The organism is Anaerofustis stercorihominis, assembly GCF_024623185.1.
Taxonomy (GTDB): Bacteria; Bacillota; Clostridia; order Eubacteriales; family Anaerofustaceae; genus Anaerofustis.
Genome location: NZ_JANJZK010000012.1, coordinates 56,120 through 75,357, shown reverse-complemented (window position 1 = coordinate 75,357; position 19,238 = coordinate 56,120). Strand labels below are relative to the sequence as shown.

20 protein-coding genes are annotated in these 19,238 nt (G+C 31.2%); 9 read left to right on the top strand and 11 right to left on the bottom strand.

Annotation, left to right across the window (positions count from 1 at the left end; genetic code table 11):
* Positions 1–1,057, bottom strand: a 1,057-nt coding sequence (locus NSA01_RS08135) for a ribonuclease HII (RefSeq protein ID WP_257480977.1), incomplete at its 3' end; no start/stop codon positions are given.
* A 9-nt stretch (positions 1,058–1,066) separates the two neighbouring features.
* Positions 1,067–1,894, bottom strand: a complete 828-nt coding sequence (gene ylqF, locus NSA01_RS08130) for a ribosome biogenesis GTPase YlqF (protein WP_257480976.1) — start codon at positions 1,892–1,894, stop codon at positions 1,067–1,069.
* Positions 1,895–2,063: 169 nt separating this feature from the next.
* Here ylqF and NSA01_RS08125 point away from each other — a divergent pair, with 169 nt between their 5' ends.
* The 4 genes from NSA01_RS08125 (at position 2,064) to NSA01_RS08110 (ending at position 3,764) form a co-directional block, all read left to right on the top strand.
* Positions 2,064–2,222: a hypothetical protein gene (locus tag NSA01_RS08125; protein ID WP_257480975.1), complete on the top strand. Its 159-nt coding sequence runs from the start codon at positions 2,064–2,066 to the stop codon at positions 2,220–2,222.
* A complete protein-coding gene (locus NSA01_RS08120; protein WP_257480974.1) occupies positions 2,173–2,568 on the top strand; it encodes a hypothetical protein in 396 nt (131 codons plus the stop codon). The genes NSA01_RS08125 and NSA01_RS08120 overlap by 50 nt, the downstream gene beginning before the upstream one ends.
* A gap of 5 nt (positions 2,569–2,573) precedes the next feature.
* Positions 2,574–3,299: a hypothetical protein gene (locus NSA01_RS08115; RefSeq protein ID WP_257480973.1), complete on the top strand. Its 726-nt coding sequence runs from the start codon at positions 2,574–2,576 to the stop codon at positions 3,297–3,299.
* A gap of 135 nt (positions 3,300–3,434) precedes the next feature.
* Positions 3,435–3,764 (top strand): hypothetical protein, encoded by a 330-nt coding sequence (locus NSA01_RS08110; RefSeq protein WP_257480972.1) that lies wholly within the window; start codon positions 3,435–3,437, stop codon positions 3,762–3,764.
* Positions 3,765–3,823: 59 nt separating this feature from the next.
* Here the strand turns inward: NSA01_RS08110 and NSA01_RS08105 are convergent, their stop codons facing one another.
* The 3 genes from NSA01_RS08105 to NSA01_RS08095 all read right to left on the bottom strand — a co-directional run bounded on the left by NSA01_RS08105 (position 3,824) and on the right by NSA01_RS08095 (position 7,001).
* On the bottom strand, positions 3,824–4,837 hold the full coding sequence (locus tag NSA01_RS08105; RefSeq protein ID WP_257480971.1) for a C45 family autoproteolytic acyltransferase/hydolase: 1,014 nt from the start codon (positions 4,835–4,837) through the stop codon (positions 3,824–3,826).
* 130 nt (positions 4,838–4,967) lie between these two features.
* Positions 4,968–5,819 (bottom strand): aldo/keto reductase, encoded by an 852-nt coding sequence (locus tag NSA01_RS08100; protein ID WP_257480970.1) that lies wholly within the window; start codon positions 5,817–5,819, stop codon positions 4,968–4,970.
* A 342-nt stretch (positions 5,820–6,161) separates the two neighbouring features.
* Entirely contained in the window at positions 6,162–7,001 is an 840-nt protein-coding gene (locus NSA01_RS08095) for a peptidoglycan-binding domain-containing protein (protein ID WP_257480969.1), read from the bottom strand.
* Between the two features lie 93 nt (positions 7,002–7,094).
* On the opposite strand from NSA01_RS08095, the gene pyrR reads away from it, so the two are divergent.
* Genes pyrR through NSA01_RS08080 form a run of 3 tightly spaced genes read left to right on the top strand, consistent with a single transcriptional unit; the run spans position 7,095 to position 9,729 of the window.
* Positions 7,095–7,595 carry a bifunctional pyr operon transcriptional regulator/uracil phosphoribosyltransferase PyrR gene (pyrR, locus tag NSA01_RS08090; protein ID WP_117531703.1) on the top strand — a complete coding sequence of 167 codons (501 nt, stop codon included), beginning with the start codon at positions 7,095–7,097 and terminating at the stop codon, positions 7,593–7,595.
* A gap of 9 nt (positions 7,596–7,604) precedes the next feature.
* Positions 7,605–8,543: a DNA-binding protein WhiA gene (gene whiA, locus NSA01_RS08085; protein WP_257480968.1), complete on the top strand. Its 939-nt coding sequence runs from the start codon at positions 7,605–7,607 to the stop codon at positions 8,541–8,543.
* Positions 8,544–8,580: 37 nt separating this feature from the next.
* Entirely contained in the window at positions 8,581–9,729 is a 1,149-nt protein-coding gene (locus tag NSA01_RS08080; RefSeq protein ID WP_257480967.1) for an HD domain-containing protein, read from the top strand.
* Between the two features lie 28 nt (positions 9,730–9,757).
* Here the strand turns inward: NSA01_RS08080 and NSA01_RS08075 are convergent, their stop codons facing one another.
* The 3 genes from NSA01_RS08075 to NSA01_RS08065 are packed head-to-tail and all read right to left on the bottom strand — an operon-like array spanning position 9,758 to position 12,637.
* Positions 9,758–10,489, bottom strand: a complete 732-nt coding sequence (locus NSA01_RS08075; protein ID WP_257480966.1) for an ATP-binding cassette domain-containing protein — start codon at positions 10,487–10,489, stop codon at positions 9,758–9,760.
* Positions 10,490–12,025 carry an ABC transporter permease/substrate-binding protein gene (locus NSA01_RS08070; RefSeq protein ID WP_257480965.1) on the bottom strand — a complete coding sequence of 512 codons (1,536 nt, stop codon included), beginning with the start codon at positions 12,023–12,025 and terminating at the stop codon, positions 10,490–10,492.
* A 3-nt stretch (positions 12,026–12,028) separates the two neighbouring features.
* Positions 12,029–12,637, bottom strand: a complete 609-nt coding sequence (locus NSA01_RS08065) for a 4Fe-4S binding protein (protein WP_257480964.1) — start codon at positions 12,635–12,637, stop codon at positions 12,029–12,031.
* A gap of 157 nt (positions 12,638–12,794) precedes the next feature.
* Between NSA01_RS08065 and NSA01_RS08060 the strand changes: the two genes are divergently transcribed.
* Together NSA01_RS08060 and ychF are read left to right on the top strand one after the other, a co-directional pair.
* Complete coding sequence (locus NSA01_RS08060) at positions 12,795–13,121, top strand: winged helix-turn-helix transcriptional regulator (RefSeq protein ID WP_257480963.1); 327 nt, start codon at positions 12,795–12,797, stop codon at positions 13,119–13,121.
* 81 nt (positions 13,122–13,202) lie between these two features.
* A complete protein-coding gene (ychF, locus tag NSA01_RS08055) occupies positions 13,203–14,297 on the top strand; it encodes a redox-regulated ATPase YchF (RefSeq protein WP_257480962.1) in 1,095 nt (364 codons plus the stop codon).
* A 103-nt stretch (positions 14,298–14,400) separates the two neighbouring features.
* Here the strand turns inward: ychF and NSA01_RS08050 are convergent, their stop codons facing one another.
* From NSA01_RS08050 to NSA01_RS08040, 3 genes are all read right to left on the bottom strand, one after another.
* On the bottom strand, positions 14,401–15,771 hold the full coding sequence (locus NSA01_RS08050) for an aldehyde dehydrogenase (RefSeq protein ID WP_257480961.1): 1,371 nt from the start codon (positions 15,769–15,771) through the stop codon (positions 14,401–14,403).
* Between the two features lie 95 nt (positions 15,772–15,866).
* Complete coding sequence (locus NSA01_RS08045) at positions 15,867–17,444, bottom strand: leucine-rich repeat protein (protein WP_257480960.1); 1,578 nt, start codon at positions 17,442–17,444, stop codon at positions 15,867–15,869.
* Between the two features lie 38 nt (positions 17,445–17,482).
* A complete protein-coding gene (locus NSA01_RS08040) occupies positions 17,483–19,042 on the bottom strand; it encodes a leucine-rich repeat protein (RefSeq protein ID WP_257480959.1) in 1,560 nt (519 codons plus the stop codon).
* Positions 19,043–19,238: the final 196 nt, after the last annotated feature.

Genomic DNA, 19,238 nt, shown 5'->3' with positions numbered 1-19,238 from the left:
CGTCAAATCTATAAGAACAATTCTCTATATCCTTTTCTTTAAGGTAATTCATTGCACTTAAAACGATTTTTTTCTGCTTATCTTCATTTACATATTTTCTGGGTTCGATTAAATTTTTATGTCTGCCTTTTACTTCCACAAACGCAATTATATTCTTCTTTTTTATGATTATATCTATTTCGCCGTACTTACATTTATAATTTCTATATAGCAAGTCATAACCGTGCTTTTCCAAATAGTTACAAACTACTTTTTCATAATTCTTACCTTTTTGAACAGTATTCGTAACCAAATTATTCGTAAACGAACTTCTGTGAATAGGACATAATCCATTGTTTTTTATGGCTTCAATATGGTCAAAAGTACCATATCCTTTATTCTTTTCAAATCCATAACATGGATAAGCCTTAGCATATTCTTCCATTAACTTATCTCTATAAACTTTCGCTACTATACTTGCGGCAGCTATAGAGTATATATTTTCGTCACCTTTTACAAATGCCTCCTGCTTGATATCGGTATTTAAATGCACTGCATCTATCAATAAAACTTCCGGTTTTACACTAAGTTTATCGACAGCTTCAAGCATTGCTTCCTTGGTCGCGTTTAAAATATTTATTTTATCAATTATATTGTTATCTTTGATACCAATAGCATAACTTATCGCTTCTTCTTTTATCTTTTCCGCCAGTTCTTCCCTTTTTTGAGAACTCAATTTTTTAGAATCATTTATATATAAAATATTACTCTCTTTTGGAAGTATTACAGCGGCAGTAACCACAGGTCCTGCTAAAGGTCCTCTTCCGACTTCATCTATACCCGCTATATATTTATACCCGTCATCATGAAGAGAACTTTCAAAGGCTTTTATATTTTCTATCCTCTTGATTTCCATTTGGTACTTTTCGTTTTTCTTAATAAGTCTTTCACCGAATTTATTGACTTCTCTTCTTCCGTCATTCATAAAAGCTTCTATATAATCAAGATACTCGTCTTCTTTGATATCATAAAACATCTTTCTTAACTTATTGACACTTATTCCTGTAATATCTATCATAACTATCTCCTATAAATCATTTACACTGTCAAATGAAATTTTACCTATATTTCCGTTCTTGAATTCATCAAGGACCGTGATTGCCGTCCTCAAATAATCGATTTCTCCGCCTTTCAATAAAAACCCTCTTTTTCTGCCTATATCCTCATATACTTCTAGAGGTAATTTATCCACGCTTTCAAGTTTATATCTGCTCATCAAATCATTTGGATATTTATCTATAAGGAATTCTATTAATTTTAAAGCAAGTTCTTCCCTGTCAAGTATGGTTTCTTTAACGGAACCGATCGAAGCAAGACAAACTCCGTCTTCGATATTGTCAAATTTAGGAGGAAGTACCCCCGGAGTATCAAGCAAGTAAAATTCCCCTTTTACCTTTATCCACTGTTTGGATAAAGTAACTCCCGGTTTATTTCCAGTTCTCGCATTTGACTTTTTTGTTATCGCATTGATAAACATGGATTTACCCACATTAGGTATCCCCACAATCATGGCTCTGACTTCCCTGTTTGCTCTGAAATTGACTTTTATATCGTTTAAGCAGTTAACAACATCATTAAGTCCTTTTTTATTTAAAGCATCTACAAAGAAAACATCTTCATCGTTATCTTTAAAATACTTTATCCACTGTGCAGTTTTATTGTCATCTGCCAAATCGGTTTTATTAAATACCTTTATAGATTTCTTTTGATTAATTATTTTATTAAAATCTTTATTTTCACTTCTTATGACCGCTCTTGCATCAAGAAGTTTTATTATAACATCGACATTTTTAAGATCCTCTTTTATAAGCCTCGTAGCCTTAGCCATATGACCGGGATACCACTGTATATTCATAATCTACCTCGCTGACTTTTCTACTATTATACACAAATATATATAAAAAAAGAAATAAAAAAAGTGTAATTTCTCGTCATTGCATATAAAGAAATGTAATATTATACTTAAAATATAAAAAAGACGAGAAAGAAGTTTCTTGTCTTTTATTATTTTTAAGGAGAAAACGATGAAAGGAAGAGAATATTTAGAAAAAGAATATGAACATAAAAGCAGGATAAAGACAAAATCATATTTTTTAAAGAAAGAATTTAAAGAAAATAAGGAAGTAAGAAAAGATGAAAAGAGAAATAAAAAACAAAATAAAAGAGCTGTTTTCAAAGAGTAAATATTTTATTTTAATAGAAAATGACTTATTTGATATTTCAAATAGATTAAAAGAAATCGATGAGGGCTATTTTATAGTGTTAAATACCAATAAAAACAGATATGAAGTGCATAATGTATTTAATAAAATGGGAACTTTTTGCTTTACAGTTCCCTATAAACATTTAGACATAAGGACTTATTACTACTGCTTAAAAACAAGAATAGAAAACAGCGATAAATTGATCGAAGAAATGAACAGAAAAAACAAAGAGATAGAAAAGCAAAATATAAGATATTTTGAAAATGAAATGAAAGCAAGAGCTTATGATACAAGAAGTATTTTCATGAAAGAAGAAAGGATGTAATAAAAATGTTAAAAGAAAACAAATTTACACTTAAAGCAAAGAAGAATTCCTTAGACGAATACGAAGCATATTATCCTAAAACTGCATGGGACAATGTAGTTACAGAAAATAACGAAATGTTAAATAATTATATACAAAATAACATATTATCTAAAGAGGAAGCAAATGATACATATTTAAAATTAAGCGATAAAGAAAATTATTATACAAAAGAAGAATATGACATTAAAGAAAATAAAATAAACGACAAATTAACCGAACTTGAAAAAATAAAAAGCGAAGATTACATAACAAACGATGTAAGTTCCACAGAGCTAACCAAAGCACCTTCAATGAATATATTCAAAGAGCAAATAGATAGTGCAAATAATAAAATAGATGATATAAAAAGCACAATTAATTCCATAAACCTGGATATGAGTAAAGTTCCCATTTTCTTCGACGGAGAACAGGGCAGCTATAAAATATCTGTCATAAACACAATTATTGATATAGGAAGTGATGTGGAATCAAGAACCATATTTGAAGTATCCAAGTATCTGGATAAAAGCAAAGTAAATTTTGAAAATGTGTTTTTTGCTGTGCCTATATTAAATTCTTCTGATTTTTCCGTTAAGCTAAAAAGCTTTGATATGAGTGCAGTCAAAATATACCTCGAACTTATAAAGATATCAAACAGAGCAATTTATCGAAGCGATTTAGCCCTTACATTGATTGTAATAGGTAACTAATCAAATAAATGTCAATTTTAAAGCAATATAATATCAACAAACCGACAAAATTTACCATTATATCCGTAGTATAATTAGTTCATAACATTTTTTTATTAATATTGATAATTTTTTTATAAAAAGGGGTATGGGGAAATGAGTAAAAATAACTACTATTTCAAAAACAAAAAACAAGTTAAGCAGGATAATTTATACGACAGCAGTATAAATGAAATTACAAATGAGAATATCGCATCACTTAAAGATTCGTTAATAAGAACTTTATCGAAACTTGAAATGGATGTACTTTCTCTTAACAAAACGGATTTGAATATGGTAATGAAGACATATGATAATCTGAACAAATTAAAAGGCGAATTAAATTATGTTAAAAAATTTGTTCCGCTAAACGATTTTATAATAAATCATATCGAAATGCATATTACAAAATATGAGTATTACCTTAAACAGAGAGCCAAGATATAAATTATTTTCATAGATAAAAACCCAACGAAAAGGACTAGCAAAAACTAGTCCTTTTCCATTTATTTAAATTTAAGTCTTTCATCTGATTTATACTTTTTCCTCGAGGGATTTCCCTCACATCTATATATTTTATTTTTATTCAATAAATATATCGAAGACCACACCGTATCTGCCCCCAATTTTCTGTCATACTGACACATAAAACCATATTTTCCGCTAAGCAAGTTTTTAATGAATGCAAAGTCTTGATTTTTATGTTTGCTTAATACATCTTTTAAAACTTGATACCTTTTATGTGAAAATAGATCTTCCCCGTTAAAAGCCTTTGGAGGATTGTATTTTTGCATTTTATCAGTGATAAAATGGTTTGTTGTATAAATAAAATTTTCATTTCCTTTTGGTTTTATTATTTCCATTTCATTACAGTTACATTCGATAACTGCCATATCACCATACTTATCTGCAAGAGTTATCGTTTGACTTGAAGATATGGTAAGATTTTTTAAAGCGTCTATCCCCTCTTTAACCGTTTTGCATTTTTCAAGTATATACCTTATTAGAAGTCCAGCATTTATTCCCGGTTTCTTAACCGTAGGATAAACAAATGTAAGTCCTGCGGCAAGCCCATATTCATTTACACCGTCCTCTATCTGCGTTACTGCCGTGGTATTTCCTATAAATGAATAACTGTTATCCAAATCATAATAACAGCTTTCATAAAGATGTTCCAATTCAACCAAAAAATCACTGTTCCTTCCAAAAATAATATCTTCCTCGTTTTTGACGACAACACAGCTGCAGTAATTTTCCAAAGTAAAATTATACATACCAAGAATAAAGCATGCGAGGTCTAAAAACTCCATCCTCTGCCCGTCGGCAATCCCTTTTATTTCTTCAAGCACCTTAGGATATTCCCTTTTGTAAATTTCAATACTCCTAATCGTAAAGTCTCTTTTCTCTTCGCTCAGATTTAATATATGATCCTTATTAAGAGATTTCCCATTATTAAATAATAAATCCCCATACTTAAACCCGGCATCATAATAACTATTTTTAAATCTTGAATGATACATGATATATCTCCTTTTATTATTCAAGACGCGCCTCATAGTTAAAGAATAACCAAATAAAAATTTTAAGTCAACAGCTAAATAAATATCAAAAAAAAGAGCTTATTTAAATAAGCTCCGTAAATCAATTTATTTAAAAATCTACTTCGTCAGGTTTGGCACACTGCCCTCCGCAATATGGTATATTATCTATTACTTTCATATCTTCGTTATTTATTTCAAAATCAAACACATCTGCATTTTCTATTATCCTGCTTGGTGTAACAGACTTTGGAAGAGGGAGTATATTATGCTGAAGCACCCATCTTATACAAATCTGCGCCACTGATTTATTGTATTTCTTTGACAGTTCAATCAAAGTTTCGTTACTAAGCGCATCTTTTCTTCCAAGAGGAGACCAAGCCTCTACGACAATATCGTTTTTAATGCAGTATTCTGCTGTTTCGATTTGAGCAAAACCCGGATGAAACTCTATTTGATTAACCATGGGTTTGATTTTTGACGTCTTCATCAATTCATCTATATGATGAGGTAAGAAATTGCTTAGCCCTATTGCTTTTACTCTTCCCGTTTCATATATCTCTTCAAATGCTCTCCATGTATCTGCATTGATTTCCTCCGCATTTTCAAACTGTTTTTTGTTTGCGGGCCAATGTATCAAATATAAATCAAGATATTCAAGTTCTAAATTATCCATGCTCTTTTTGAATGCTTCTTTTGCACTTTCATATCCTCTATCACTGTTCCAAAGTTTGCTAGTAATAAATAAATCTTCTCTCTTTACTCCGCTTTCTCTTATAGCTTGTCCTACCCCTTTTTCATTCTGATAGAACCAAGCGGTATCTATATGCCTGTACCCTGCCTTGATAGCTTCCTTTACCCCGTTTACAACACTGTCACCGTCAGGAGTCTGAAATGTTCCGTAACCTATACACGGAATTTCATAACCGTTATTTAATTTAAATGTGTCAGTTAAACTTTTCATTATTTCACCTCGCTGTTTATATTATATTTATTTTATCACTAATCCCTAAATATAGTAAATAAAAATCATATTAAAATATTTATAATTTAAATTTCGTATAAAACAAAAGGAGTAGTTAAACTATTACTTTTATTTTATAAGAATTACCCTAACGTATTTTTCTTTTATTCTACTTATAGTTATTTAGATAGTCAGTTATAGCCTATTTAAAATCCATTTTAGTACATTAAATATCATAGTCAAATAATATATAAAAAATTTTATCATATACTTCATTTTTAAATCAAACATTATTTCACAAACAAAAAAGCACCCTACTCAGGTGCTTTTAAATGTTAACTATTAATGTTCTTTATCTAATGAGTCCATTGTTTTTGTATCTAAGTTACCTGTTACACTTAATCCTTTTTTAGTCTGGTAACTTTTTACCGCAGCAGTAGTCTTAGCATCAAACGTTCCGCTGGAAGTTCCCTTCAAATACCCCATCCTTATTAAAATTTCCTGATAATCTTTAATGACATCTCCCTTATGACCTTCTTTATAAGTCAAAGTTTCGCTGTCGAGACTTCTTCTCGTTTGAGGTGTCATCGTTCCCGTAACAGGAAGGCTTTTTTCTTTTTGATATTTTTCACAAGCCACTTTTGTTTCGGCAGTATAAGTACTGTTAGGTTCCTTAGTCAGATAGCCGAGATAATACAAAATATAATTATATTTCTTAATATCTTCACTGGATTTACCGGTCTTATAATCTACAACTTCATTATCCAGAGTCTGCATAGTTAATTTATCAAGCTTGGATGTTTCTTTTATCCCTCTGCTTGTCTGATATTCTTTTACTGCTTTTGTAGTCGTGGAATCAAAAGTATTATTAGGAGTATCGGAAAGATAATCCAAATAATAAAGGATCAATTTATAACTTAAGATCTCATCTCCGCTTTCCCCTTCCGAAAAAGTCTTGGAATAATCCTTATCCACATTATTTAAATTCAAATCATCATCGTCCGTGATCTTACCTTCTAAGTAATCGGACAAATTACCCGCAAAAGCATAATAAAGCGTCTTGGACGAAAGATTTACAGAATATGATTCGTTTAAGTATTTCTCGCTGCAAAATGATGCACTGAGCAATATAAAAAACATAAATGCTATTAAATATATTAAAAATGATTTGATTTGTTTCATTTAATTACCTCAATATTTGGACAATTTTTTATAAATATGTTATGATTATAACATAATATAGTATTAAAACAAAATATTTTATTGGAGATTTAAATGAAAATTTTAATGACTAATAATGATATAAATCGAAGCATTAAGAGAATTGCCTATGAGATAGTGGAAAAGAACCATGGAGTGGAAGACTTGGTCGTGGTGGGTGTAAAAAACGGAGGAGTTTCTCTTGCCAAAATGCTCGCAAATCATTTAAGCAGTATGGAAGACACGATAGTACCGGTCACTTTTGCGGATATAACTCCTTTCAGAGACGATAAAAAAAAGACAGAAAAAATAGAACAGCTGGACATTGATATAAACGATAAACTGGTAGTAATAGTAGATGATGTACTGTTTACCGGAAGAACTACGAGAGCAGCCCTCGAATGTATTTTCAGTTTCGGAAGACCAAAAAAAATACAACTGGCTATCTTAGTGGACAGAGGACACAGACAAATACCTATAAGAGCGGATTATGTAGGTAAAAATATTCCTACGTCCATAAAAGAAAATGTCAATGTTGTAATAAACGGAGAGAATTCTTTTGTTGAAATAAATTAAGGAGTACACATGAGTTTCTGCAGCGATATAAAAAATAACTTGTGCCATATAACTTTAAACAATTTATATGAAAAAGAATGTGAATTATATGGATATCTTCATTGTATAAGTTCTCTTTCTTTAAAAGGAAGAGGAAAGCTTAATTTAATATTTGAAACCGAAAACCCTTCTGTTGCAAGAAGGATTTTTGCGCTTATTAAAGATGTATTTTCTATAAATATAGAAATTGCAGCTAAGAAAAACAATTTAAGAAAAGGGCATTTTTTATATAATTTAATCGTAATGGACAGTGCTGATTCTATGAATATACTGGATTATTTTAATATAATAGATTTCAGCGCCGGTTTTGAAATAAACAATACCATCAAAGAAGATATACTTCCTACGATAAGCGAGATAAGGCATTATTTAAGAGGTGTATTCTTATCCTCGGGATATGTCAGCGATCCGAAGAAAAAAGGATACCAAATAGAATTCGTATTCAATAAATTCGAATACGCCAAAAATCTAATCGATTTACTTAAAAATATAGATATAAACTTAAAATACGTAAAAAGAAAAGAACAGTATGTAATATACACAAAAGACTCTTCTACCATAACGGAAATACTGGGTAATATCGGTGCTCATAATGCGGTTCTTGAAATAGAAAGTACAAAAGTAATAAAGGAAATGAGAAATAATGTAAACAGACGTCTCAACTGTGAAACCGCCAACATGGATAAAACGGTAAATACTGCTTTAAAACAAATAAATGCAATAAACAAAATAAGTGACAGATACGGAATGGATTATTTGGATGAGCCTATACTTACCTTAGCAAAAATGAGGCTAAATAATCCCGACGCATCCTTGAATGAGCTGTCGGGAATGTTCGATCCGCCCATAAGCCGTTCGACCATAAATAATTGGTTCAAAAAAATCCTTAAAATTGCAGATAGTATATAAAAATTTTATAAATTTATATGAAAGGCAAGTTGGAACAATGGGAAATTTTAACACAGAATTACTGCTTAAACATCTAACAAATATTAAAACCAATCCTATTAGAGAAGAACAAACAAAAGCTTTTTATGATAATTTAAGAGAGAAGTATTTCAGTAAACTGGATAAAATCAAAAACTCTTCTTTAAGTGAAAAAGAAATGATTGCAAAAGAGTTTTCAGAGAAGCTAAAACAATTCAAAGAGGATTATAAAACATTTAAAGAAAATATTTATAAGCATTACGATACAAATAAAACAGAACTGGTTTGGTATTATAGTGAAATTTTAAATACCCTTCATCCATTATCAGAAAAAAGGAATACCAATGAATTATATATTGAAATAAATAATCTATATAAAGATTTATTTGTAAAATATTATTACAACGATTTAGGTAACAAGATATACGAAGTAAGTTCTATATCAGTCTATTACATAACGCTGAATGATACCGAATGGCAAATAGATATAGGAAAAGATATAGAGTATGAACTAAAGGAAGATCCGGATAAATACATAAAAATAACCAGAAACGAGGCTGAAACATTTGAAAACTTCTTTATGCAGGATTTGAATATATGGTACACAAGCAGTATAAGACAGGCTGTAACATATGCTACATTTTATTATCAGGGAATGAAAAGGAAGATATCGGGGAAACCATATATATCCCATGCACTGGAAACACTTCTTATTACATCAACTCTTACCGGTGACGAAAGCGTACTTATAACAAGCGTACTTCACGGACTTATAAAAAATACAAATGTCGATATAATCGAAGTAAAAAAATATTTTGGACTCGATGTTGCTAAGAGACTATTATATTTAACGCAAATGGAAGATAACTTAGATAACGACAAAGAATGGAGCGAAGCAAAAAAGAATATACTCTACAAGCTGGATAATGCATGTATTGATATCAAAATCATAATCCTTTCAAATGAACTCTCCAAGCTAAGAGAAATAGACAGAGATTTTCAAGTTTATAAAGACAGCATATGGCAGCATTTCAGCGAAACGGATAAAAAGAAACATAGATGGTATCATGAAGAAGTATTGAGAAGATTATATGAACTGAGAGTAAGCAGTGCTTATGAAGAATATCAAAAATTGATATACATACATCTTACCAATATATTTAATTAAAGCACTTACAAAAGTAAGTGCTTTTTTATTATATGACCGACTTTATTAAATTTCTGACAAATTCGCTTCCCGGATTATTTAGTATTTCTTCTTTTGTTCCGCACTGCTCAATCTTACCTTTATCCATTATAAGGATTTTAGTACCGAGTTTAAACGCTTCCTTTATATCGTGAGTAATAAAAACTATGGTTATATCCGTCTTATTATATACTTTTAGGATTTCATCCTGAAGCTTCATTCTCGTTATTTCATCTACCGCACCGAAAGGTTCATCCATAAGAAGGATTTCCGGGCTTGCGGCAAGAGACCTTGCAATACTGACTCTTTGAGCTTCCCCTCCCGATAATTCATCGGGGTATCTTTCTCTGAACGAATCCTCAAGACCTACTATACCCATCCATTTTTCCACAGCTTTTTTAGTTCTTTCTTTATCCTTCTTATTTAGTAGATTAGGTACATAAGCTATGTTTTTTTCAACATTCATATTTGGGAACAATACACTGCCCTGAATCGCATATCCTATATTTCTTCTAAGCTTTATCTTATCTACGTCTTTATTATTTACACCATCTACGAATACATCTCCCCCGCTGGGTTCAATCAGACTGTTTATCATTTTAAGCATCGTAGTCTTACCCGAACCGGAACTTCCTATAACAGTCAAGAATTCTCCCTTTTCTATACTCAAATCAAAATCTTTTAATACAGTATTATCTCCGTATATTTTGGATACATTTTTAAATTCTATTACACTATTCATTTATTTATCCTCCAAAATATGATTTTTGACTAAGAATTCATGAGAAACTGTCTTGGCGTCTTTACCATTACCCTCTACATCATAATTCATCTTCGCCATTTTATTATCGTCAAGTACGCCTTCAAGCTTTGAAAGTGCCGTTTTGATTTCAGGGTATTCATTTAAAATTTCATTTCTTATGACCATCATACACATAGCGGAAGAAAAGAAATTTCTATCATCTTTAAGAACCACGACATCGCTGACACTGAGCTGCCCGTCAGTAGTAAATATATCCATTACATCCACTTTTTTATTGTTTATTGCTTTATACTTAAGTCCTATATCAAGATCGGTAGTTTTCTTAAAATCAAATCCGTACTCTTTACACAAAGCCTCATAACCGTCAACTCTTTCAAAGAAATCATATTCGGCTCCGAAGTTCAGCTTATTTGAAACTTTTGCCAAGTCGGAATAAGTCTTTAAATCATATTTCTCTGCTAAATCTTTTCTTACAGCCAGTCCGAAGGTATCATTAAATCCAAAATTACAAACCCATGAAAAATCAAATTTTTTATTATATTCTTTATTTAATTTATTAAACATTTTTTCATCGTAAAAACCGTCATGTTTTAGAACCATATTCCAGCCCGTAGAGGTATACTCGGGATACATATCGAATTCTCTATTTTCCATACCCGGCTGGATATTTGAAGTTCCGCCTCCTACTCCCTGAGTCAAGTTTACTTTTAAATCTGTTTCGCTTTCTATTACTTCTTTTAACATCTCACTTATGATATATTGTTCAGTCATCGGTTTTGAAGCAATATTTATTGTCTTTTTATTAAAAGTATTAAACATTGAAACTCCGAAACAAATGACTACCAAAACTGAAATGATAGCTATAAGCTTTTTGCTTTTTCCTTTATTTCTTCTTTTAGTAATATTCTTTTCTATAATGCCAAGGATAAAATCTATCACAACAGCTAAGAGTGCTATAAGGAAACTTCCTATTACAGTCATAGTAGTATTGTTCGTTGTTATACCTCTATATATACTTACACCTAATCCCCCGGCTCCTATAAATGAAGCAATACCCGCTAAAGCTATAGTCATTGTAGCCATGTTTCTAAGCCCGGAAATAATAACTGGTATGGCAAGAGGGAGTTTTATTTTATATAATATTTGAAAATCGGTACTCCCCATACCTTTTGCGGCTTCCAAAAGTTTTTCATCTATATTTACTATGCCTGTATAAGTATTTCTAACCATTGGAAGGAGTGCATATATGCTAAGCGCTATGATAGCCGTAGTATTCCCTATCCCCGATAAAGGGATCAAAAATCCAAGCAGTGATATGGAAGGGATAGTATATATAAAATTGACCAATGAAAGGACAAATTTAGAACTCTTTCGGTATTCACTTATTAAAACCCCGAGGATAAGACCTATAATACCCGCGACAACTATTGCAGTCATGGAAATCTTTAAATGTTCAAGAAGCAACCCCAGGAAAAAAGATTTCCTCTCCACAAATAAATTTATTATCTCACTCATTCGTTACCACCTTTCAACTGCCTTAACGGGACAGTTTTCATAACAAAGACCACAGTGAAGACAATTTTCATTTTTTATATTCATTATACCATTTAATTCATAAATTGCACTCTGAGGACATAAATTATAACATTTTTTGCAGTTTATACATGTTTCATTGATAAAATACCCCTTTTCTCTTACTTCTTCTACGCCAAAAGAGAAAGTTTTTCTGTAAATAGGGTGTTTTGATAAATCAAAATATTCTATAATACCTTTATCTATACAAAAAACATCGAGAATATCCCTGCTATCCCCCGGATAAACTTCATTCATAACGGGGTTACATTCAAATATTTTATCAAGATAGTATTTATTATCCTCTACCTTATTTGCTTTTCCTTCAAGTCTTATAGATTCAAAATTTTCTGTAAGAGCCGTAACGGCAACATGATTATTTGCCATTAACTCTCTGTAAAAATCTTTTCCTCTTGCGGTCAAAAAATATAATTTTTGGTCTTCCACAAGCATAACATCGATTATCCTGCATTTTGGATTACCGTTCTTGTCCACACTTGAAAAAGAAACATCTTTTGTTTCACGAAGAATAAGTAATAATTCTTTTGCGTTCATAATATCCTCCTTGTTGACTTTTTATTTTATGATGCTATAATATTCCACAAAGCTTCTTTTGTAAAGTAAGCACTTTTTGGTAACTATAGTATACAATAGATACTATTATGATAAATAAAGACAATACGAAGGATTTTTTTAGAAAGGAAGTTTAAGAATGAATAAAGATTTACCGGCTTGTCCCGTTGAAACGACACTTACATTGATAGGTAATAAATGGAAAGTTTTAATAATCAGAGACTTGATTGACGGAACGAAAAGATTTGGAGAATTAAAAAAATCAATAGGTTCCATATCTCAAAAAGTATTGACTTCCAATTTAAGAGACATGGAAGAAAGCGGACTTATAAAAAGAAAAGTATATGCAGAGGTACCGCCCAGAGTAGAATATTCTCTCACCAAAACCGGCGAAAGCCTAAAACCTGTACTGGATTCGATGATAAAATGGGGCAGCGATTATAAACAAAAAATAATTAAAAAATAATTAAAACTATTTTAATCATCGGACTTTACTAAAGAAAAAATATATTATATACTTTATAAAGATTATTTTAAGGAGAAACATATGAAAATCGGATTAGTAGGACTTCCAAACGTAGGGAAAAGCACATTATTCAATGCACTTACAAAAGCTAATGCGGGAGCGGAAAATTACCCTTTCTGTACAATAGAACCAAATGTAGGGGTTGTAAATGTTCCCGATTACAGAATAGATAATTTAAGTAAACTTTATGATACATTAAAGACAATTTATGCTACCGTTGAGTTCGTGGATATAGCAGGACTTGTTAAAAATGCGGGAAAAGGAGAAGGGCTAGGAAATCAGTTCTTATCGAATATAAGAAATGTACACGCAATACTCCAAGTAGTAAGATGCTTCGATGACGGAAATATAACACATGTAGACGGAAGCATAGATCCCGTCAGAGACGCTGAAACGATAAATTACGAACTTATATTCTCTGACTTGGAACTTATAGATAAAAGGATTTTGGCGGTTCAAAAAGCGGCTAAAAGCGGCAGAAAAGAAGAAAAGCTAATGCTTGCAGCACTTGAAAAAGCTAAAAAATATCTTGAAGAAGGCAAATTTATTAATTTAGATGAATTCGATGAAAACGAAAGTGAATATCTAAAGACACAAGACCTGCTTACAACAAAACCAATCATGTACGCAGCAAATGTCAGTGAAGATGATTTACTTGAAGATAATGAATATGTCAAAGCATTAAAAGAATACGTAAAGGGAGTCAATCCCAATATAGAAGTAATAAAAGTATGCGCAAAAATTGAAGCTGAATTAAGCGAACTTGATGATGACGAAAAGAAGATGTTCCTTGAAGACCTTGGTATAAAGGAATCAGGACTTGACCAAATAATAAAAGAAGGATATAAAATACTAGACCTTATCACATTCCTAACAGCTGGTAAACAAGAAGTAAAGGGATGGCAGATTAAAAAGGGAACAAAAGCTCCGGGAGCTGCGGGGAAAATCCATTCTGACTTTGAAAGGGGATTTATAAGAGCGGAAGTGACTAAATATGATAAGCTCATGGAAGCCGGCAGCGACGTAAAAGCAAAAGAGCTAGCTTATACAAGAGTAGAAGGTAAGGACTACGTCGTTGAAGACGGAGATGTAATATTCTTTAGATTTAATGTTTAAAAGAACCTATATAAAGGTTCTTTTTATTTTACACCACTTCGGGGCACTACGCCTGCTGCGCAGATTCCGCGCCCCGTAAATAAAAAAGCTCTTAAAGGTCTTTTTATTTCAAAAACTTCCTTAGTAATTTTTCATTCTTTTTAGTATAAGGCTGATACCTCATCGGTAAATCAATAAAATTACTCTTTTCCACGATACTTTTTTCATGAGTAAAAGTATCAAACCCGCTTTTCCCGTGGTAACTTCCCATGCCGCTTGTACCTACACCGCCAAATCCCATTTGTTCCGTAGCAAGATGGATTATCGTATCATTTACACATCCTCCGCCGAAACTCACGTTATTCAATATATGATTTTTTAAAGTTTCATCATTCGTAAAAATATATAGTGCAAGAGGTGTCGGATTTATTTTTATTATATCAATGATATCTTCTCTGTCTTTGAATGTCATTACAGGAAGTATGGGACCGAATATTTCTTCTTTCATACAAGGACTTTCCATTGTTATATTATCTAGAATAGTCGGCTCAATTTTAAGCTTATCATCGTCGCAGTACCCGACTATGATGATATCTTCATTTTTAATCAGTCCCTTAAGTCTGGCAAAGTGCTTCTCGTTTATTATTTTGCCATAATCAGAATTACCGATAGGGTCTTTACCAAACTGACTGATGATTTCATCCTTTAAATATTTTATAAATTCCCCCTTGATATCCTCATTTACAATAACATAATCTGGAACGACACATGTCTGCCCGAGGTTCAGATATTTACCGAAGACTATCCTCTTAGCGGCAAGATTAAGGTCAGTATTCTCATCGACTATACAAGGGCTTTTCCCTCCAAGCTCCAAAGTCACGGGTGTCAAATTTTTACTTGCCTTTTCCATTACCAGCTTCCCTACATTTACACTTCCGGTAAAGAAAATATAATCGAATTTTATATTCAGCAAATAACCGTTCACGTCTCTTCCCCCCAAAGCTACGGTAACAACCTCTTTAGGAAGATAATTTTCCAACAGCTTCTTAATTATTTCGGAAGTATACTTTGAATAAGCACTTGGCTTTACCACACAAATGTTTCCCGCACTGATAGCATCTACAAGGGGAGATATGGTTAGCATAAAAGGATAGTTCCACGGACTCATTATAAGTACAAGCCCATAAGGAGATTTTATCTTGTAGCTTTTGCTTTTAAACTGAGCCAGAGGAGTTTTTACTCTTTCTTTTTTAGAGAATTTTTTTATGTGATTGATCATATAGTTGATTTCACTCAAAACAAGACCTATCTCACACATATAGCTTTCAAAAGAACTCTTCCCCAAATCTCTTTTAAGTGCGGAGGATATTTCTTCTTCCATTTCTATTATCCCGCTTCTCAATGATTTCAAAAGTTCTATTCTATAATCGATGTCCAAAGTCTTACCGCTGTTGAAAAACTCTCTTTGGGATGATATTTTATCTTTGATATCCATAATATATTTCCTTTAAAATTTATTAAACCAATTATATTCTTTTATATGATTATTTACAATAAAAAAGAGATGTATAATACATCTCTTTTAATAAACTATTTGACTTTTACCATAACAGCATTCGACGCATCTGATTTAAGTTTCTTACCCACTGCTTTTACTTTATAATAATAAGTCTTCTTTGATTTAAGTCCCTTATCTTTATAACTTGATTTATTTGTGGTCTTTATCAGTTTATATTTCCCTTTGGCTGTTTTTCTGTAAATCTTATATTTGTCGGCACCGCTTACTTTTTTATAACTTACCACCGCTGTTTTCTTTTTAGTGCTTTTAACTTTTACACTAGGGTATTTTAACTTTATAGCTTTGAATTTAAGTCCGTATTTTTTAGCATATTTCTGAGCGGTGGAATTGTATAAACCGTACATCTTCATGCTGCCTTTATTATAATAGAAGCATAAATCTCCGAATTTTATATTAGGACTGTTTATAACGACTTTTTTCAATTTATTTCCTACAAAATTATAATCTTCTATTTTTGAAACATTCCTGCCGATAGTAAGTTCTCTTAAATATATATTGCTTTCACAAGCAGAATCATCGATTATCTTAACACTGTTTGGAACCACATATTTTTTAGTCTTTTTATTCATAGGATAACACAACAAAACAGTTTTTTTCTTATTGAATAATACCCCGCCTTTAGATGAATAGACTTTACTTCCTTTCTGGACGGAAACTGATTTTAAGTCTTCCAGGAAACATACAAAATAATATTCGTTCTCCAATAAACTCTTTGATAATGTTACTTTCTGTAAATAATCACTTGAGATATCGGAAATTTTTTTAACTGTCGAAGGCATTACATAGGACTTATCCCTCTTATTATACGGATATATGACCAACATGGTTTTTGCTTTATTGTAAAGTACCCCGTTCAATGAAGAATATTTTTTATTTTGAGAAGATACGCTTATCTTCTTTAAATTTTTACCAATGGAATAGTAATCATATTCATAACTCGGGATTTTTTTTACACTTGACGGTATATATAAATTAGAAATATAATCATTTGCAAGGCTGTCAATATTTTCCACTCCATTTAATATCGTCAGATTAGATATTTTGAGCTTTTGAGGTATACCAACCATTGTTTTTAAATCTTTTGAGTACAGTACACCGTCCTTTACCAAATATTTTGAATTACTATTATCTAATTTGATTGAGGATAAACTGTCAAGCTGGTAAAACATACCTGAATTTATATATTCTACACTTTGAGGTATGGATATGGATTTTATTTTAACACCATGACGCTGAGACTTAAACATTCCGTCTATGTATTTTACAGGGTATCCTCCTAAAATTTTTGGAATAACTATACTGTTCGATGTTCCGACATATGCGGTAACAGTAACTCCGTCACTGTTTATAAAATATTTAAAATCATTTTCAATACCCAAAGTACCTTTTATATTAGATTTTCCCTTTTTCGTCTCTGTTGATTTTTTAGTTTTTTTGCTGCCTTTTTCTGATTTGATTATTTTTATGCTCTCTTTTATATCAACATTATCTTTTGTATTCGCAAGGATATTAGTTCCCGATCCCACAGACAAAACGAGCATTAAGAATACTAAAAGAAGCGAACAGCTCTTTATAAATTTCTTTTTCATTTCAATTATCTCCTCTAAAATATGTAATTTTAATCGTGTTATTTGATTTTTACTTTGACTGCTTTTGAAGTATCCGATTTAAGTTTACTTCCTATAGCTTTTACCTTATAATAATAAGTCTTTTTTGATTTAAGCCCTTTATCTTTATAGCTCGATTTATTTGTGGTCTTAATAAGCTTATATTTGCCCTTTGTGGTTTTCCTGTAGATATTATATTGGTTAGCACCGCTTACCTTTTTATAACTTATGATAGCTGTTTTCTTTTTAGTGCTTTTTACTTTTACCGTAGGATATTTCAATTTAATTGCTTTAAAAAAGAATTTATTATTCTTTGCATATTTCTGTGTCGTTGAATTCAGTAATCCGTAAAATTTGATTTTTCCGCTGTTTCCGTAGAAGCAAAGGTCACCAAATTTGACATTAGGACTATGCACTATGACTTTTTTTAAGCTTCCTTCAGTTAAGTTTCCTTCTTCGATTTTAGCCACATTCCTGCTTACTACCAACTCCTGTAAATAAATATTGGATATAGAACCCATATATACTTTTTTTACACTATTTGGGATAGTATACTTCTTCGATCTTTTATTTGACGGATAACAAAGAAGCGTATCTTTTTCTTTGTTAAATAGAACTCCGCTTTTGGAGTAATAATTTTTAGATTTTTTTGATACCGAAATGGATCTTAAATTTTGAAACTCATTAAAAAAATGATAATATCCCTTGCCCAAATTATCAGACAAAGTAATATTTTCAAGATATTCATTACTAATAAAAGATAATTTTTTAACGGTATTAGGTATTTTATAAGACTTATCTTTTTTTGAGTTAGGATACATTATTAGGTAAGTCCTAGATTTATTATATAAGACTCCTCCATAAGACGAATAGTACTTATTAGAAGAACTTACATTTATCTTTTGAAGACTATCGAAAAAAGTAAAATAATCTTCTTCATTTTCATAAGGCAGATATTTTACGGATGATGGGATATTCAAAACTTTTATATAAAAATTATTAAAGCTTTCAATATTTTCAACTCCCGACGGAACATTAAAAGTGGTCACTTTCTTATTGAAAGCTATACCCACCAAGCTTTTCATATCTTTTGTGTATAAAACTCCGCCTTTAGATATATATCTTTGGTTACCGGAGTCTACGGTAATATTTGTAAGACCATAAAGATCACCCAATATACTAGAGTCTATATATTCTAAATTTTTAGGCAGTGAAAGACTTTTTACATATAAATCTTCCCTTTCGACTTCAAATGAGTTATCAATAAACTTTACCGGATAACCGCCTAAAGTATTTGGGATACTTATACTGTTTGAAGAACCGACATATGCAGTCACGGTAACACAGTTGTTATTCACTATATACCTAAAACCGCTTTCGATCGCAGATATATTTTTTTTACTTTCGGATTTCTTTGATTTTTCAGCTTTGATTTTCGATACTTGAGCATCTGCATTTTTTTGTATAGCCTTATTATTATAGCTTTCCTTGGCAAAAGAGCTTGTCCCTCCCATACAAGAAAAAAAGAAGGTCATGCACAAAAATAAACAGATAGCCTTCATTTTACTTAATTGTTTCATATTAAATTCCTCCTATAAAAATATGTATATATAGATTATATCACAAAGATGTAATCTTTTACATACTTTTAATAAAAAAGAAGCAGTTTATCCTACTGCTTCTTACTTTTATGCTTCCTGAGGCAAAGCTTCCTCATTTTCTTTTGTTATATCTGTTGCTTTACCGGTAGTTATTTCAGATGTTTTAGTATCATCT

What these genes read in the sequence shown, in the direction of transcription:
- NSA01_RS08120 (WP_257480974.1), top strand. Translation starts at nt 2,173, where the DNA reads ATGAAAAGAGAAATAAAAAACAAAATAAAAGAGCTGTTTTCAAAGAGT.
- whiA (WP_257480968.1), top strand. Translation starts at nt 7,605, where the DNA reads ATGAGTTTCTGCAGCGATATAAAAAATAACTTGTGCCATATAACTTTA.
- ylqF (WP_257480976.1), bottom strand. Translation starts at nt 1,894, where the DNA reads ATGAATATACAGTGGTATCCCGGTCATATGGCTAAGGCTACGAGGCTT.
- NSA01_RS08105 (WP_257480971.1), bottom strand. Translation starts at nt 4,837, where the DNA reads ATGTATCATTCAAGATTTAAAAATAGTTATTATGATGCCGGGTTTAAG.
- NSA01_RS08080 (WP_257480967.1), top strand. Translation starts at nt 8,581, where the DNA reads ATGGGAAATTTTAACACAGAATTACTGCTTAAACATCTAACAAATATT.
- NSA01_RS08100 (WP_257480970.1), bottom strand. Translation starts at nt 5,819, where the DNA reads ATGAAAAGTTTAACTGACACATTTAAATTAAATAACGGTTATGAAATT.
- NSA01_RS08070 (WP_257480965.1), bottom strand. Translation starts at nt 12,025, where the DNA reads ATGAGTGAGATAATAAATTTATTTGTGGAGAGGAAATCTTTTTTCCTG.
- NSA01_RS08125 (WP_257480975.1), top strand. Translation starts at nt 2,064, where the DNA reads ATGAAAGGAAGAGAATATTTAGAAAAAGAATATGAACATAAAAGCAGG.
- NSA01_RS08115 (WP_257480973.1), top strand. Translation starts at nt 2,574, where the DNA reads ATGTTAAAAGAAAACAAATTTACACTTAAAGCAAAGAAGAATTCCTTA.
- NSA01_RS08060 (WP_257480963.1), top strand. Translation starts at nt 12,795, where the DNA reads ATGAATAAAGATTTACCGGCTTGTCCCGTTGAAACGACACTTACATTG.
- NSA01_RS08110 (WP_257480972.1), top strand. Translation starts at nt 3,435, where the DNA reads ATGAGTAAAAATAACTACTATTTCAAAAACAAAAAACAAGTTAAGCAG.
- NSA01_RS08040 (WP_257480959.1), bottom strand. Translation starts at nt 19,042, where the DNA reads ATGAAACAATTAAGTAAAATGAAGGCTATCTGTTTATTTTTGTGCATG.
- NSA01_RS08065 (WP_257480964.1), bottom strand. Translation starts at nt 12,637, where the DNA reads ATGAACGCAAAAGAATTATTACTTATTCTTCGTGAAACAAAAGATGTT.
- ychF (WP_257480962.1), top strand. Translation starts at nt 13,203, where the DNA reads ATGAAAATCGGATTAGTAGGACTTCCAAACGTAGGGAAAAGCACATTA.
- NSA01_RS08095 (WP_257480969.1), bottom strand. Translation starts at nt 7,001, where the DNA reads ATGAAACAAATCAAATCATTTTTAATATATTTAATAGCATTTATGTTT.
- NSA01_RS08045 (WP_257480960.1), bottom strand. Translation starts at nt 17,444, where the DNA reads ATGAAAAAGAAATTTATAAAGAGCTGTTCGCTTCTTTTAGTATTCTTA.
- pyrR (WP_117531703.1), top strand. Translation starts at nt 7,095, where the DNA reads ATGAAAATTTTAATGACTAATAATGATATAAATCGAAGCATTAAGAGA.
- NSA01_RS08050 (WP_257480961.1), bottom strand. Translation starts at nt 15,771, where the DNA reads ATGGATATCAAAGATAAAATATCATCCCAAAGAGAGTTTTTCAACAGC.
- NSA01_RS08075 (WP_257480966.1), bottom strand. Translation starts at nt 10,489, where the DNA reads ATGAATAGTGTAATAGAATTTAAAAATGTATCCAAAATATACGGAGAT.